Annotated in this window: 12 protein-coding genes; 4 read left to right on the forward strand and 8 right to left on the reverse strand. The window is 67.4% G+C overall.

Annotated elements, in window-relative coordinates:
- The first annotated feature begins 11 nt into the window (after positions 1 to 11).
- Both J2W22_RS10960 and J2W22_RS10965 read left to right on the forward strand, forming a co-directional pair.
- Complete coding sequence (locus J2W22_RS10960) at positions 12 to 1907, forward strand: putative bifunctional diguanylate cyclase/phosphodiesterase (protein WP_307118294.1); 1896 nt, start codon at positions 12 to 14, stop codon at positions 1905 to 1907.
- The gene (locus J2W22_RS10965) at positions 1907 to 3766 is read left to right on the forward strand and encodes a sensor histidine kinase (RefSeq protein ID WP_307118295.1); all 1860 of its coding nucleotides are present in this window, start codon (positions 1907 to 1909) and stop codon (positions 3764 to 3766) included. The genes J2W22_RS10960 and J2W22_RS10965 overlap by 1 nt, the downstream gene beginning before the upstream one ends.
- 168 nt (positions 3767 to 3934) lie before the next feature.
- On the opposite strand, the gene J2W22_RS10970 is transcribed toward J2W22_RS10965, so the two are convergent.
- From J2W22_RS10970 to cysD, 4 genes are all read right to left on the reverse strand, one after another.
- Positions 3935 to 5086 (reverse strand): SET domain-containing protein, encoded by a 1152-nt coding sequence (locus J2W22_RS10970; protein WP_307118296.1) that lies wholly within the window; start codon positions 5084 to 5086, stop codon positions 3935 to 3937.
- Between the two features lie 114 nt (positions 5087 to 5200).
- Positions 5201 to 5926, reverse strand: coding sequence for a 3'(2'),5'-bisphosphate nucleotidase CysQ (locus tag J2W22_RS10975; protein ID WP_307118297.1), 726 nt, complete (start codon positions 5924 to 5926; stop codon positions 5201 to 5203).
- A complete protein-coding gene (cysN, locus tag J2W22_RS10980) occupies positions 5923 to 7836 on the reverse strand; it encodes a sulfate adenylyltransferase subunit CysN (protein ID WP_307118298.1) in 1914 nt (637 codons plus the stop codon). The genes J2W22_RS10975 and cysN overlap by 4 nt, the downstream gene beginning before the upstream one ends.
- A 304-nt stretch (positions 7837 to 8140) precedes the next feature.
- Positions 8141 to 9085, reverse strand: a complete 945-nt coding sequence (gene cysD, locus J2W22_RS10985) for a sulfate adenylyltransferase subunit CysD (RefSeq protein WP_307118299.1) — start codon at positions 9083 to 9085, stop codon at positions 8141 to 8143.
- Positions 9086 to 9527: 442 nt separating this feature from the next.
- On the opposite strand from cysD, the gene rfbA reads away from it, so the two are divergent.
- Together rfbA and rfbB are read left to right on the forward strand one after the other, a co-directional pair.
- Positions 9528 to 10412, forward strand: coding sequence for a glucose-1-phosphate thymidylyltransferase RfbA (gene rfbA / locus J2W22_RS10990; RefSeq protein WP_307119564.1), 885 nt, complete (start codon positions 9528 to 9530; stop codon positions 10410 to 10412).
- The gene (rfbB, locus tag J2W22_RS10995) at positions 10409 to 11491 is read left to right on the forward strand and encodes a dTDP-glucose 4,6-dehydratase (protein ID WP_373422969.1); all 1083 of its coding nucleotides are present in this window, start codon (positions 10409 to 10411) and stop codon (positions 11489 to 11491) included. The genes rfbA and rfbB overlap by 4 nt, the downstream gene beginning before the upstream one ends.
- A gap of 142 nt (positions 11492 to 11633) precedes the next feature.
- Here the strand turns inward: rfbB and nagA are convergent, their stop codons facing one another.
- The 4 genes from nagA to J2W22_RS11015 form a co-directional block, all read right to left on the reverse strand.
- Positions 11634 to 12755, reverse strand: a complete 1122-nt coding sequence (nagA, locus tag J2W22_RS11000; protein ID WP_307118300.1) for an N-acetylglucosamine-6-phosphate deacetylase — start codon at positions 12753 to 12755, stop codon at positions 11634 to 11636.
- Complete coding sequence (locus tag J2W22_RS11005; RefSeq protein WP_307118301.1) at positions 12752 to 13633, reverse strand: N-acetylmuramic acid 6-phosphate etherase; 882 nt, start codon at positions 13631 to 13633, stop codon at positions 12752 to 12754. The genes nagA and J2W22_RS11005 overlap by 4 nt, the downstream gene beginning before the upstream one ends.
- A complete protein-coding gene (locus J2W22_RS11010; protein WP_307118302.1) occupies positions 13623 to 14516 on the reverse strand; it encodes a BadF/BadG/BcrA/BcrD ATPase family protein in 894 nt (297 codons plus the stop codon). The genes J2W22_RS11005 and J2W22_RS11010 overlap by 11 nt, the downstream gene beginning before the upstream one ends.
- Before the next feature lie 97 nt (positions 14517 to 14613).
- Positions 14614 to 15294 carry a helix-turn-helix transcriptional regulator gene (locus J2W22_RS11015; RefSeq protein WP_307118303.1) on the reverse strand — a complete coding sequence of 227 codons (681 nt, stop codon included), beginning with the start codon at positions 15292 to 15294 and terminating at the stop codon, positions 14614 to 14616.
- Positions 15295 to 15310: the final 16 nt, after the last annotated feature.

The raw sequence follows: 15310 nt of genomic DNA on the forward strand, positions 1-15310 counted from the left end.
CGTTTGAAGAGATGAGCGAGGGGATTTCGCAAGTGCGCATTTTGATCGTGGACGACGAACCGGCGATGCACGAGTCGTATCGCCAGGTGTTCGGGGCCCGCAGCGCCGGCAAAGCGACCGCGCTGAACACGCTGGCGGCCGAACTGTTCGGCGACGAGGAGCCGGTGACCAAGGCATCCGCCGGCGACCTGATCGATTTCGACTGCGCCCATTTCAGCCAGGGCCTCGACGCCGTCGAGGCGATCCAGGATTCGATCGAGACCGGCGCGCGCTTTGCCGTCGCCTTTATCGACGTGCGCATGCCGCCGGGCATCGACGGCAAGGAGACCGCCCGCCGCATCCGCGCACTCGATCCCGACATCAACCTGGTTATCGTCACCGGCTATTCGGACTTCTCGCCCCTCGACATCAGCCGCGCCGCCGGTCCGGCTGACAAGATCTTCTACATCGCCAAGCCCTTCCAGGCCGAGGAGGTGATGCAGACCGCGACCGCGCTCGCCCATCGCTGGGACGCCGATGCCAAGCTGCGCAGCGCCATCACGCTGCTCGAGGAGCAGAAGCTCGAGCTGGCCGCCAATGAATCGCGCGCCGTCCATATCGCCAACCATGACTCGCTGACCGACGCGCCCAATCGCCTGGCCTTCCTCCACATGCTGGGCAAGGCCGTGAAGGGCGACCGCTGCTTCGCCATGGCGATGATGGACCTCGACCGGTTCAAGATCGTCAACGACACGCTCGGCCATCTCGCCGGCGACGAGCTGATCCGCATGGTCTGCGAGATCCTGCGCGAGCAGGTGCCGGCCGAAGGCTTCGTCGCCCGGCTGGGCGGTGACGAGTTCGCGATGCTCTATCCGGTCACCGGTGAGGACGAGGCCGAGATGGCTGCCGAGCGGATGCTCAAGGCGGTATCGATCAGCTTCAAGGTGTTCGGCCATTCGGTGCAGGGCGGTGCCTCGGTCGGCCTGATGGTCGTCCAGCCCGGTACGATCCACGATCCGATCGACGTGATGCGCCGCGCCGACCTGGCGCTCAACGAAGCCAAGCATGGCGGCCGCGGCATGGTCCGCCTGTTCGACGAAGTGATGGACGAGTCGATCCGCTTCCGCCGCCAGATCGAAGGCGGCCTCTCCGAAGCGATCGCCAAGGGCGAGCTCAAGCTGGTCTTCCAGCCGATCGTCGGCCGCGACCAGCTCGAAGTCACCGGCTTCGAGGCGCTGATCCGCTGGTGCAGCCCCGAATACGGCATGGTCTCGCCGGGCATGTTCATCCCGATCGCCGAGGAATCGAACCTGATCCACGAGCTGGGCGACTGGGTGATCGACCGCGCGGTCGAGACGCTCAAGACCTGGCCGGGGCAATATGTCTCGGTGAACTTCTCGCCGCGCCAGTTTCGCCGCCACAACTTCGTCGCGCATGTGATGGAGCGCGTCGCCAATGCCGGCGTCGAGCCGGGCCGCTTCCAGATCGAGATTACCGAGACGGCGATCTTCGACGATGTCGAGCGCGCCGCCGAGACTCTGTTCAAGCTGCGCCAGATGGGCTTCCGCATCGCGCTGGACGATTTCGGCACCGGCTATTCGAGCCTCTACAACATCCGCCGCTTCGCGCTGGATTGCCTGAAGATCGACCGCAGCTTTGTCGACGGCATGGGCCGCGAGCGCGAGAGCGCCGCGATCGTCCATTCGATCATCCATCTCGGCCGCGCGCTGGGCATGGAAGTGGTTGCCGAGGGCGTCGAGACCGAGGCGCAGCTTCAGGCGCTTCGTCTGGCGGGCTGCAGCCATCTCCAGGGCTATTATCTCGCCCGCCCGATGGATGTGGAGGACGCGCTCGTTCTCGCCAACAAGGGCTATATCGGCGACGCGGAGCCGGCTGAGCTCGAGCTGGGCAACGGGACGCACGGCTGATGGCCATTGCGAGGCGCCTCAAGGCGCCGGCCTCGCTCGGCGCGAAACTGGTCCTGATCCTGACCGGCGTCGGCGTGATCGGCGCGGTCGCGCTCACCCTGATGCTGGCCACCGTCATCACGCCGAGCTTCAGCAAGCTGGAGCATGACGCGGTCGACGCCCATGTCGCGCGCACCCAGGCCGTGGTCCATGACGTATCGGCGAAGGTCGAACTGGCGGTGCGCGACTATGGCGACTGGACCTCGTCCTACGATTACATGGCCAACCCGACGCGCGCGTTCGAGAAGGAGAGCTTCTCGACGCTCGCCATGGTCAATCTCGACGTCAACGCCATGGCCTATGTCCGGCCCGACCGTTCGATCGTGATCGCGCGCTGGCTCGACCTGGAGAAGCAGGCCGATGTGCCGGCGATGCGGGCGCGGCTGACCGATGCGATCGCGCGGCTCGATTTCGCCAAGGTTCTCGCCGCGTCGAAGGAAAAGAACTCCACCGGCTTCTTCCTGCGGTTGGGCGACACGCTGGTCGCCATGGGCATCGCCCAGGTGCGTCGCAGCGACGGCAGCGGCGATCCGCGCGGCTATGTGCTGATGGCGCGCACCATCACCGCGGCGCAGCTCAGCAAGCTGCTCGAGCTGAAAGTCAACCTGCCGCTCGATAACCCGGTGGCCGAAGTCACCCAGACTCCCGGCGCCACCCGTACGCAGATCGCCGTGCCGATCCCGGGGCCGGACGGCCGCGCGGTCGCCACCGCCACCTATAGCGTGCCGCGCGACCTATCGACGCTGGGCACCCGCATGCTGGTCCTCGCCGTGGTCGGATCGTCGATCCTGTTGGCGATCGTCCTGCTCGTGCTGCGCCGGATGATCGCGCGGCTGGTGCTCGCGCCGCTCAAGCGCGTCGAGAGCCATATGGGCGTGGTCCGTGCCTCGGGCACGCTCGGGCTGCTCACCGACAAGCGGCGCGACGACGAGATCGGCAGCCTGGTCACCAGCTTCAATTCGATGCTCAAGCAGCTCAAGGACCTGCGCGAGCAGCTCGAGGTGCAGAGCTTCACTTTGGGCCGCAGCGAGAGCGCGGTGGCGGTGATGCACAATGTCCGCAATGCGCTGAACCCGATCAGCACGGTGCTCAGCCAGGGGCTGGGTGCGGGCGCGCCGATGGACCGGGCCTTGCTCGACCGCGCGCTTTCCGAGCTGGCGGGCGAGGAAGTGCCTGCAGTGCGCCGCCAGAAGCTGGTCGCCTTCCTGGCCGCTGCGATCGAGAGCATCGAGCAGGAGCGGGCGGACCGGCGCGAGCAGATCGGCATCGGCCGCGAGGCGCTGCACCATGTGCTGGAGATCATCGGCCAGCAGCAGGAAGCCGCGCACGAACGCCCGCCGCTCGATGCCTGCGACATCACCGACATCGTCGCCCAGAATGCTACGATCGCGCGCTATTCGGGGGAGAACTCGATCGCGTTCAGCTTCCCGTCGCGGGCGCATTGGGTGATGGCCAACCGGGTTATCCTCAGTCAGGTCGTCGGCAACCTCTTCGCCAACGCCGCCGAGGCGATCGCGGCGACCGGGCGCGGCAGCGGCTCGATCTCGGTGACGATCCGGGACAAGGGCGACAGCACCGAGATCCATATCCGCGACGATGGCGAGGGCTTCGATCCTTCGGTGGCGCCGACGCTGTTCCAGCGTGGTTTCTCGACCCGGGCGCATAAGTCCGGCGGGCTGGGGCTGCACTGGTGCGCGAACTCCATGCTGGCGATGGAAGGCAAGCTGGAGCTGATCAGCGACGGCAAGGGCACGGGGGCCAAGGCAATCCTGACGCTGGGGACAGCACGGCTGGCACAACCGAGCGGGCTGGCGGCTTAGAAAATCCTCCCTCGCGAAGCGGGGGAGGGGGACCATTCGCATAGCGAATGGTGGAGGGGGCGCCACTCCACAAGCGATGGATTGCTCGAAGGGCCACTACCCCCTCCACCACGCGACTGCGTCGCGCGGTCCCCCTCCCCCGGAGCTGCGCTCCGAGGGAGGAATGGATCAGCGGCGCCCCGCGGCCTTCCGCGCCCCCGCAACCTCGTCCTTACGCCGCAGATACGGCGCGACGAGGTTGCGCGCGCGGAACCATTCCTGGCGGTCGGGGTCGAGGCTGTCGAAATTGCCGATCACCCGGCGGCAGCCCTCCGCGCGGCACTGGCAGATCATGTGCCAGTTCGATTCCCTGAGCGTCGTGGAATAGTCCCAGGCGATCTCCTCGCCCGGCTCGATCGCGCGGACCGCGACCAGGAACACGCCGGCGTCGGTGAAGCGCAGCCCGGCATTGGGATCGCAGCTATGGTTGACCAGGTCGTCGATCCGGCCGGACGGGCCCATATAATGGTCGGGTGTCACCTGGACGAAGCGGTCGCCGCGGCCGCGCATCAGGCTGGGGATCTGGTCGGCGCGGAAGCGGCGGCCGGTGAACTCGATCAGCACGTCGCCCTCGGCGAACGCGCTCGCCGCATAGACGGCCTTGCCCAGATGGTTGTCGCCCACCTTGAAGAGGTTGCTCGAAGGCCGGTAGCGGTCGAACCAGCGCAGTCCGCCGCGGCGCGTGCCGAAGGAGCGCAGCGGGTTGATCGTCGCCAGGCCGATCAGGAACCAGACGCTGGCATGGCAGAGGAACTCGACAATCACATAGCCGAGCTCGGCGACGCCCGGCTGGGTCGCGCGGACGGCGACCAGCAGGGTGGCGAGATCACCGAAGGTCCACAGGCCCCAGGCCGGCGAGCGCTCGCGGTTGCGATCGGTCCAGACGCTCGCCCAGGTCGGCCAGAAGCTCACCGGTACGGCGAGGACGACGAGCATGTGCGCCCAGAAGGCCTCGCGGAAGGCGAGCCACAGGATCAGCGCGGAGAGGCTGGCGGCGATGCAGAAGGTCTCGGTGGACGAGGGCGGGGCCCAGGATGAGCGGCGCCAGATGCCGAGCGTGACTGCGATACAGGCGACCGAGCTAAGCGCGAACACCCAGCCCTGCGGCGCGCCGGGATTGACCGCGGCATAGGTCAGCGCCTCGAGCGTGGTCGCCGCGCTCCAGATCAGCCAGGACGCGCGGTTCGGCTCGACCAGCTCGCGACGCAGCCCGATCAGGTAGGTCGCATAGCCCGCAAAGCTGAATCCGATCGCCAGAAAGAACCAGATATCGGCGGTCAAAACGCTCCCTCCCAAACGAAGCGTTTACCATGTCCGGGATTCGGCGTCTACGCACGACTCGTGGTGACTCCGCGAGTCGTGGGGAATCGGAGGGAGTCGCTTAGCGGCGGAATCTCAGAGATCCGCGCCGCAGTCCTTCACCGCTTCCAGCACGATCGGCGCCCATTCCTTGCGGCAGATCAGCAGGTCCGGGATGCTCGTGCTCGGCTGATTGTAGACGATCGGGCTGCCGTCGATCCGCGAGGCGTGGAGCCCGGCGGCGAGCGCTACCGCAACCGGCGCGCAATTGTCCCATTGGTGCTGACCGCCCGAATGGAGGTAGATTTCCGCCTCGCCGCGGACCACCGCCATCGCCTTGGCGCCGGCCGAGCCCATGCCGATATGGACCGCGCCGATCCGCTCGCCGACGCCGGCGCAGAGCGCGCTCGGGCGGGTGCGGCTGACCAGCATGCGCGGCGGCAGCTCGCCTTCGGGCAGTGCCGGCGGGCAGTCGCTGGACAGGGTGCAGCCGAGCCTGGGCAGGGCGACTGCACCCACCGCCGCCTGGCCATTGATCGCCAGGGCGATGTGTACCGCCCAGTCGTCGCGACGTTCGGCGAACTCACGGGTGCCGTCGAGCGGATCTACGATCCATACCCGGCTGGTGGAGAGCCGGGCGGGGTCGTCGGCGGATTCCTCGGAGAGGATCGCGTCGTCTGGACGGGCGAGCGCGAGCGCGGCGAGGATCAGGGCGTTGGCCTCACGGTCGCCGCGGTCGCCACCGGCACATTCGCCCTGGATGCGCAGCAGCAGCGCGCCTGCCTCCTCGGCGACTTCCCGGGCGAGTTCGGCGTCGGTCAAATCACCGGACTCCAGGTACCCATGATCGTCTCGACGATCCGCTCGGCGGCTTGCTCGGGCGTCTCCCTGGTCGTGTCCACGCGGATTTCGGGGCTCTGCGGCGCCTCATAGGGGCTGGAGATGCCGGTGAAGTTGGCGATCTGGCCGGCGCGCGCTTTCTTGTAGAGTCCCTTCACGTCGCGCGCCTCGGCCACGTCGAGCGGGGTGTCGACGAAGATTTCGAAGAACTCGCCCTCGGGCAGCATCGCCCGCACCAGCTCGCGCTCGGCCCGGAAGGGGGAGATGAAGGCGGTGAGGACGATCAGCCCGGCATCGGTCATCAGCCGGGCGACCTCGCCGACGCGGCGGATATTCTCGATCCGGTCGGCATCGGTGAAGCCCAGGTCCTTGTTGAGCCCGTGGCGGATATTGTCGCCGTCGAGCAGGAAGCTGTGCTTGCCCATCGCGTGGAGGCGCTTCTCGACCAGGTTGGCGATGGTCGACTTGCCCGAGCCCGAGAGGCCGGTGAACCAGAGCAGGCGCGGGGCCTGGTGCTTCTGCCGGGCATGCGCCTCGCGATTGATCTCGACCGCCTGCCAATGGACGTTCTGGGCGCGGCGCAGCGCGAAGTTGAGCATGCCCGCGGCGACGGTGGCGTTGGTCGCCTTGTCGATCAGGATGAACCCGCCCAGATCCTTGCTGTCGGCATAGGCCTCGAACGCAATGCCGCGGTCGGTATAGACCTCGGCCACGCCGATATCGTTGAGCCCCAGCGTCTTCACGCTGAGCTCGGCCATGGTGTTGACGCAGATCGCGTGGCGCGGCGGCTGGACGGTGGCGCTCACCGTCTGGGTGCCGAGCTTGAGCCAGTATGCGCGGCCCGGCAGCATCTCGGCCTGGTCCATCCACACGATCGTCGCCTGGAACTGGTCGGCGACCTGGGGCGGCGCATCGGCGGCGGCGATCACGTCGCCGCGCGAGCAATCGACTTCGTCGGCGAGGGTGATCGTCACGCTCTCGCCTGCAACGGCTTCGGCCTTGTCCCCGCCGAAGCCGACGATCCGCGCCACCGTGGTCGTCTGGCCCGAGGGCAGGATGCGCACCTTGTCACCGGGCCTGACGCTGCCCGAGGCGATCATGCCGGCGAAACCGCGGAAATCGAGGTTGGGGCGGTTCACCCATTGCACCGGCAAGCGGAAGGGGCGTGCGGCATCGGCGTCCGCATCGAGCGCGACCGTCTCCAGATGCTCGAGCAGCGCCGGCCCGGCGTACCAGGGCGTGTTCGCGCTCGGGCCCGTGATGTTGTCGCCCTTGAAGCCCGAGATCGGGATCGGGGTGAAGGCGGTGATGCCGATGCTCTCGGCAAAGGTGCGATAGTCCGCGACGATCGCGTCGTACGCGGCCTGATCATAGCCGATCAGGTCCATCTTGTTCACCGCCAGCACGATGTGGCGGATGCCGAGCAGGTGACATAGATACGAGTGGCGCCGCGTCTGGGTGAGCACGCCCTTGCGCGCATCGATCAGGATCACGGCAAGGTCGGCGGTCGAGGCGCCGGTCACCATGTTGCGGGTGTATTGTTCGTGCCCAGGCGTGTCGGCGACGATGAACTTGCGCTTCTCGGTCGCGAAGAAGCGATAGGCGACGTCGATCGTGATGCCCTGCTCGCGCTCGGCGGCGAGGCCGTCGACCAGCAGTGCGAAGTCGATCTCGCCGCCCTGGGTGCCTACGCGCTTGCTGTCGGCTTCGAGCGACGCAAGCTGGTCCTCGAAGATCATCTTCGAATCGTAGAGCAGTCGCCCGATCAGCGTCGACTTGCCGTCGTCCACGCTGCCGCAGGTGATGAAGCGCAGCAGCGACTTGTTCTGGTGCAGCTGGAGATAGGCGGAGATGTCGGACGCGATGAGTGCGTCGGGGCGGTAGGAGGTCATACGCGGGCCTCCGTAATCCCGACAAATTTTCTTACGCGAAGGCGCAAAGACGCGAAGATCTTGTTCACGCGGAGGCGCGGAGGCGCGGAGGATGCAGCCGCCGCGTCAGCGGCAGGAAATATCGCCAACTCGCGACCTGCGGCAAGCGATCTGAGACCTGCGCTTTGCGCGAATCCAGACATCTCCGCGCCTCCGCGCCTCCGCGCGAACCAATCTTTTTCTTCTCTTCGCGCCTTTGCGTCTTCGCGTGAAATTGAAAGACGCGGGATACCCGCGTTCGCGGGGACGGCGAGGGGGAGGCGCATCAGAAATACCCCTCCTGCTTCTTCTTCTCCATGCTCGCCGCCTGATCGTGGTCGATCGCGCGGCCCTGGCGTTCGCTGGTGGTGGTCAGCAGCATCTCCTGGATGACCGCCTCCAGCGTATCGGCCTCGCTCTCCACCGCGCCGGTGAGCGGGTAGCAGCCGAGCGTGCGGAAGCGGACCGATCGTTCCACCGGCACTTCGCCCGGATTGAGCCGGAAACGCTCGTCATCGACCATCAGCAGCAGCCCGTCGCGCTCCACCGTCGGCCGGGGTGCGGCGAAGTACAAGGGCACGATCTCGATCCCCTCGGCGAGGATGTATTGCCAGATGTCGAGCTCGGTCCAGTTGGAGAGCGGGAAGATGCGGATGCTCTCGCCCTTGTGCTTGCGGGCATTGTAGAGCCGCCACAGCTCGGGGCGCTGGTTCTTCGGGTCCCAGCGATGCGTCGCGGTGCGGAAGCTGAACACGCGCTCCTTGGCGCGGCTCTTCTCCTCGTCGCGCCGTGCGCCGCCAAACGCGGCGTCGAAGCTGTATTTGTCGAGCGCCTGCTTGAGCCCCTCGGTCTTCCACATGTCGGTGTGGCGGCCGCCATGGTCGAAGGGATTGATCCCCTGCGCCTCGGCCTCGGGGTTCTTGTAGACGATCAGCTCCATGCCGGCGTCGCGCGCCGCCTTGTCGCGCAGGTCGTACATCGCGCGGAACTTCCAGGTCGTGTCGACATGGAGCAGCGGGAAGGGCGGGGGCGCCGGATAGAAGGCCTTGCGGGCAAGGTGCAGCATCACCGCGCTGTCCTTGCCGATCGAATAGAGCATCACCGGGCTTTCGGCCTCGGCGACGACTTCGCGCAGGATGTGGATGCTCTCGGCTTCGAGCCGCTGGAGGTGCGTCAGCCGCGCGGCCGGAATCGTTCCCGCAGCGCCAGCGCTCGCCTGTGTCTCCGTCATGTTCCCGGAATGCAGCATGGCGGGCGATTTAGGAAGCCGCTCGCGGCTGCGCGATCTAGATAATGTTTAGCGCGGCATACCGGCTACCCAGCAGCATGTAACAGGCGTAAGACGTTGTTCGGGCGGGGGCAAATCGAGTCGGAGAGACCGAGGATGCACCAAGAGGGGTTTGAAGGGCCGCGTTCCTACGCGGAGCCGAAGGCGTTCGCATTTGATGGCTGGTCGATGGTCCCTATCGCGCCGCCGCCTGTCGAAATACCGATAGCAGAGGCGGCGTTCGCCGAAGTACCGGTCGAGCCGCAGCCTGCCTGATTTCCACGGTTAGCAGTTCCTGAACCAATTTCGGTGCACAATCCGGTGGTGCGCCGCGCTTCCAAGCGCCTGGGCGCCGGGGAGGGAATTGGTGGCTGCTTCCATATCCGCCGCATCGTCGGACAGGCCGGTGAAGGGGATCATCCTTGCGGGCGGTGCCGGTACGCGCCTGTATCCCGCGACGCTCTCGATCTCGAAGCAGCTGCTGCCGGTGTTCGACAAGCCGATGATCTATTATCCGCTGTCGGTGCTGATGCTCTCCGGCATCCGCGACATCCTGATCATCTCCTCGCCTCGTGACCTGCCGATGTTCCGCCTGTTGCTGGGCGACGGATCGGCGTTCGGGATCAACTTCGAATATGCCGAGCAGCCTGCCCCCGAAGGCCTGGCCCAGGCCTTCCTGATCGGCGAGCAGTTCCTCGATGGCGGTCCGGCCGCGCTGATCCTGGGCGACAACATCTTCCATGGCGACGGGCTGGCGGCAAAGGGCCGCGCCGCCGCCGAAGCCGCCGCGCAGGGCCAGGCGAGCGTCTTCGCCTACCAGGTCGACGATCCCGAGCGCTACGGCGTCGCCACTTTCGATCCCGAGACCGGCAAGGCGACCAGCATCGTCGAGAAGCCCGCCGAGCCCAAGTCGAACTGGGCAGTGACCGGCCTCTATTTCTTCGACGACCAGGTGGTGGACATCGCCCGCACGCTGAAGCCGTCCCCACGCGGCGAACTGGAGATCACCGACGTGATCTCGGCCTATCTGGAGCAGGGCAATCTCAACGTGAACCGGCTCGGCCGCGGCTATGCCTGGCTCGACACCGGTACGCATGACAGCCTGCACGATGCCGGCAGCTTCGTGCGGACGATCGAGAACCGCCAGGGGATCAAGATCGCCTGCCCCGAGGAGATCGCCTTCGACCTCGGCTATCTCGACGCGCAGATGCTGCTCGCCCGCGCCGATACGATGGGCAAGACCGACTATGCGCGGTATCTGCGCCGCTGCGTGGAAGCGGCCGCGGCATGACCTTCCTTCAGCCGATCGCCCCGGCTCCGAAGATGCGCCGCGTGCTGGTCACCGGCGGTGCGGGCTTCATCGGTTCGGCGGTGTGCCGGCTGCTGGTGGCGAAGCGCTACCGCGTCGTCTGCGTCGACAAGCTCACCTATGCCGGCAACATGGCGTCGCTCGGCAGCATCATGGGCCGGCCCAATTTCCGTTTCGTCGGCGCGGATATCGGCGATGCCGCGCAGCTCCACCGGCTGATGCGCGACGAGCGGATCGAAGGGGTGATGCACCTGGCGGCCGAGACGCATGTCGACCGCTCGATCGACAGCCCGGCAGCGTTCGTCGAGACCAATGTGCTGGGCACCGTCCGCTTGCTCGACGCCGCGCTCGAGCATTGGCGCGGCCTGTCCGAGGCGAAGCGCGCGGGCTTCCGCTTCCACCATATCTCCACCGACGAAGTGTTCGGCGACCTGCCGTTCGACAGCGGCGTGTTCACCGAGGCGACGCCCTATGCGCCGTCCTCGCCCTATTCGGCGTCCAAGGCTGCATCGGATCATTTCGTCCGGGCCTGGCACGAGACCTATGGGTTGCCGGTGGTGCTGTCGAACTGCTCGAACAATTACGGGCCGCATCACTTCCCCGAGAAGCTGATCCCGCTGGTCATCCTCAACGCGCTCGAGGGCAGGGAACTGCCGATCTACGGCAAGGGCGCGAACGTCCGCGACTGGCTGTACGTCGACGACCATGCCGAGGCGCTGGAGCAGGTGCTGACCCGGGGCAGGGCCGGCGAGACCTATCTGATCGGCGGCCGGCAGGAGCGCACCAACCTCCAGGTCGTCGAGGCGATCTGCGACCTGCTCGATGCCAAGGTCGGCGGACGGCAGCACCGCGACCTGATCCGCTTCGTGGCCGATCGGCCGGGGCATGACCGGCGCTATGCGATCGATCCGTCGAAGATCGAGGCCGAGCTGGGCTGGACGCCGCGCGAGAGCTTCGAGACCGGGCTGGCGAAGACGGTCGATTGGTATCTGGCGAACCGGGACTGGTGGGAGCCGATCCGCGCCGGGACCTATCAGGGCGAGCGGCTGGGGGTTTTGTAACTTCTCTCCTTCTCCCTTGATGGGAGAAGGAAGGGGCCCGCTGCCGAAGGCAGTGGGAAGGATGAGGGTGAGCGTGCCTTAGGCGACGTCGCTTGCGGAGGGGGCACCCCCACCCAACCCTCCCCCATCAAGGGTGAGGGCTTTAGGTCCCGGAAATCCAGCTGCGCGTCACGTCCAGAGCATCGTTCACCAGCACCATGTCCGCCCGGTAGCCCGGCGCGATGCGCCCCAGCGCACCGCCAAGCCCCAGGAAAGCCGCCGGTGTCGCCGAAGCCATGTGCGCCGCGACGTCCAGCCCCACACGGCCCTGTTCCATCATCCCCTTGACCGCACCGGCCATGGTCAGCGTCGAGCCGGCCAATGTATTGTCGGCGCCGAGCAGCCGGTCGCCGTCGCGGTGGATCTCGCGGCCATGGATCAGGAATATGGTCTCGTCGCTGCCGACGCTCGGCATCGCGTCGGTCACCAGCATCAGCCGCTCCGGCCCCTTGGCACGCAATGCCACGCGCAGCGCCGCCGGATGGAGGTGATAGCCGTCGGCGATGATCCCGGCGAAGACTTCGGGATCCTCCAGCGCCGCGCCGACCATGCCGGGCGCGCGGTTGAGCAGCGGCGACATCGCGTTGAAGAGATGGGTGAAGCCGGTCAGCCCATTGTCGATGGCATCGCGGACGGTCTCGTACCGAGCATCGGAATGGCCTGCCGAGACGATCACCCCGGCCGCGACCAGCCGGGCGACCTGCTCGGGCGTCGCCGCCTCGGGCGCCAGCGTCACCAGCGTCCTGCCGTGCCGGCCCGATTCCAGCAGCGCGAGGAATTCGTCGCGCAGCGGCTGGATCTTGCTCTCGCTGTGAATGCCGCGCCGGACCGGGTTGAGGAATGGCCCCTCGATATGGATGCCGAGCACCCCGGGAACGCCCGCTTCGATCGCGGCATCGACCGCGCGGATGCCGGCCTCGACCACCGACAGGTCGTCGCTGATCAGCGTCGGCAGCAGCCCGGTGGTGCCGTAGCGCCGATGGGTCTCGGCGATCACCCGGATCGTCTCGACACTCGGATCGTCGTTGAACAGCCGACCGCCGCCGCCATTGACCTGTACGTCGATGAAGCCGGGGAGCAGGGTGCCGCCGCCCAGGTCGATCCGTTCGGCGCCCTCCGGCGGTTCGGGCAGGATCGCGGCGATCCGCTCGCCCTCGATCACGACACAGGCATCGTCGCGCCAGCCCTCGGCCAGCAGCATGCGACCGTTGATCAGCGCCTTCATGCGAGGGCGTCCAGCACCTTGCCCAGGCTGCCCTGCGCCGCCGCCAATCGGACCTCGGCATCGTCGGCATCGAGCCCGCGGGCGACCAGTACCGCCTTCTTGATGTCCAGCCCTGCCGTATCGAGCGCCGTCTCGGCCGGGCCCTCGCCGACGCCGGCCAGCGTCCCGACCATGCGGATCGCGCGGGCGCGCAGCTTGGCGTTGGAGACCTGCATGTTCACCATAAGCCCGTGGTGAACGAGCCCCAGGCGCAACATGATCCCGGTGGAGATCAGGTTGAGCGTCACCTTCTGCGCGGTGCCGGCCTTCATCCGAGTGGAGCCGGCGACGACTTCGCTGCCGGTATCGGCGAGGATCGCGTGCTCGGCCGCAGCCAGCACCGGCGTGCCGGCATTGTTGGAGAGGCCGATGGTCAGCGCGCCGGCTGCGCGCGCGGCTTCCAGCGCGGCGATGACATAAGGCGTGCGTCCGCTCGCCGCGACGCCGATCAGCACGTCATTGGGGCCGATATCCTCGGCGGCGACTGCGGCGAGCGCGGCCTCGCGGCTGTCCTCGGCGCCTTCCTGGGTGCGGGTGAGTGCTGCCGGGCCGCCGGCGATCAGGAAGGCCAGCCGGGTGAAGGGCCAGTTGAAGGTGGGGGTGAGCTCCACTCCGTCCTGCACGCCGATGCGTCCGGAGGTGCCGGCGCCGGCATAGGCGATGCGTCCGCCATTCCGCAGCCGCTCGGCCGCCGCGTCGATCGCGGCTGCCATCGCGCCGGTCTGGCTCTTCAGCGCGGCGAGGGCGGCGATCTGCGCCTCGAGCATCGCTTCCACCGCGGTCTCGGTGGGCCAGCGGTCGATCTCGCGATAGCGGGGGTCGGCGGTCTCAGTGGGCATCGGGCTTCCGGGTCGGCAGGGCGGTGGTGGGCAGGCCGGCGAGCAGCAGCGCGCCGTCGAGGGGATCGGAGACGGCGTCGGTCAGCCGCGCCACGGTGCGCGCGCGCAGCCAGGGCCTGATCCGCAGGGCGAGGCCGCCGGCCAGTGCGCAGCGGACGGCGCCGCGGGCGAAGATCGTCTCGATGAAGCGCTCGATATGCTGGGCCGCGTCCTCGACGATCGAGCGGGCGATCGCGTCGTTGTTCTCGGCATAGTCCATCACCAGCGGGGCGAAGGCGGCATAGTCCTTGGGCGTCGCGGCATCCATCCAGGCGACGGCGCGCGCGGTGTCATGCCCGAAGCCGGCGGTGACGGCGTGGCTGAGCGGGGTGACTTCGCTGCGCCCGTCGAGCGCGCGCAGGGCGTGGCGCATCGCGCTGAGACCGAGCGCGGCGCCGCTGCCTTCGTCGGAGATCGGGAAGCCATAACCGCCGATGGTGAAGCTGTTCGTGCCGATGCGGACCTCGGCGACGCTGCCGGTGCCGATGATCAGCGTCGCCCCCTCCGCGCCGCCATGCGCGCCGAGATTGGCGATCGCTGCGTCGGTGACGAACTCGGTCGAGGCGAAGGGGAAGGGCAGGGCGGCGAGCTGCTCGCGCATGCCCGGGCGCGAGATGCCGGCAATGCCCATGCCGGCGCGGATGGTCGCGACCTGCGCTTCGTCGAGCCCGGCGGCGCCGATCGCCTGACCGGCGACGTCGCGCAGCACGAGGTGGAGTTTCTCGATGCCGATCCGGGTATTGGCCGGGCCGCTCTCACCAATGCCCAGGATCGCGCCGTCGGCGTCCGTCAACCGGCTGCGGCAATGGCTGCCGCCTGCGTCTATGCCGAGGAAATAGGCCATGTTCGCTCCCTACAGCAGCCGTGCCGGGCTTTGCCATGCCGAACCGCCCGGGGGCCATAATCCACAGATATGGCTGGGCAAGGTCAGAAGGGCTTCGTCAGATCAGGCCCTGGCGCACCGCGATCACTGCCGCGTGGATCTTGTTGGAGGCGGAGAGCTTGCGCGTGGCGTTGCTCAGGTGGAACTCCACGGTTCGCTGGCTGCGTTCCATGATCTGGGCCGTTTCCCAAGCGGTCTTGCCGAGGCTCAGCCAGCGCAGGCACTCGAGCTCGCGTTCGCTGAGCGCTGCGCCGGCGGCGCCGTTGGCGGTGATGGGGTGGGGCAGTGCGGGATCCTCGCGCATTGCCGGGCGGGTGAAGGCCCGTGCGGCGGCGATCAGCGCGAAATCGGTATTGTCGGTGATGCAACCCAGCGCCTTGTGATGGCCGGATGCGGGGTCGATCACCAGGCAGGCGACCGAGCGGATCCATCGCGCCTGGCCGTCCGGGCGGATCAGCCGAAAATCGACATGATAGCGCAGGTCATGTGCGAGCAGTTCCCCCACCTTTGCGACGTCGATAGTAGTGGCAAGGTCCGCGTCGTCGGGATGAATGAATGGCCGGAAATCGGCAATGCTGCGCACCGAATTGGGTGTCAGGCCCGTGATCTGATACCAACGTGCATCGCAGACGAGAAGGTCTGCATCTATGTCATAGTCCCATAGCCCTACCTCAAGGGCTCTCAGGCGCAGTCTGTTGTTGTCTTCGGGGCGGGGCTCGGTGCTTTCCCCTGATGTCATTAACCCTCCAACCGCT

Origin of the sequence: Sphingomonas kyeonggiensis (assembly GCF_030812785.1) — a bacterium.
Taxonomy (GTDB): Bacteria; Pseudomonadota; Alphaproteobacteria; order Sphingomonadales; family Sphingomonadaceae; genus Sphingomonas; species Sphingomonas kyeonggiensis_B.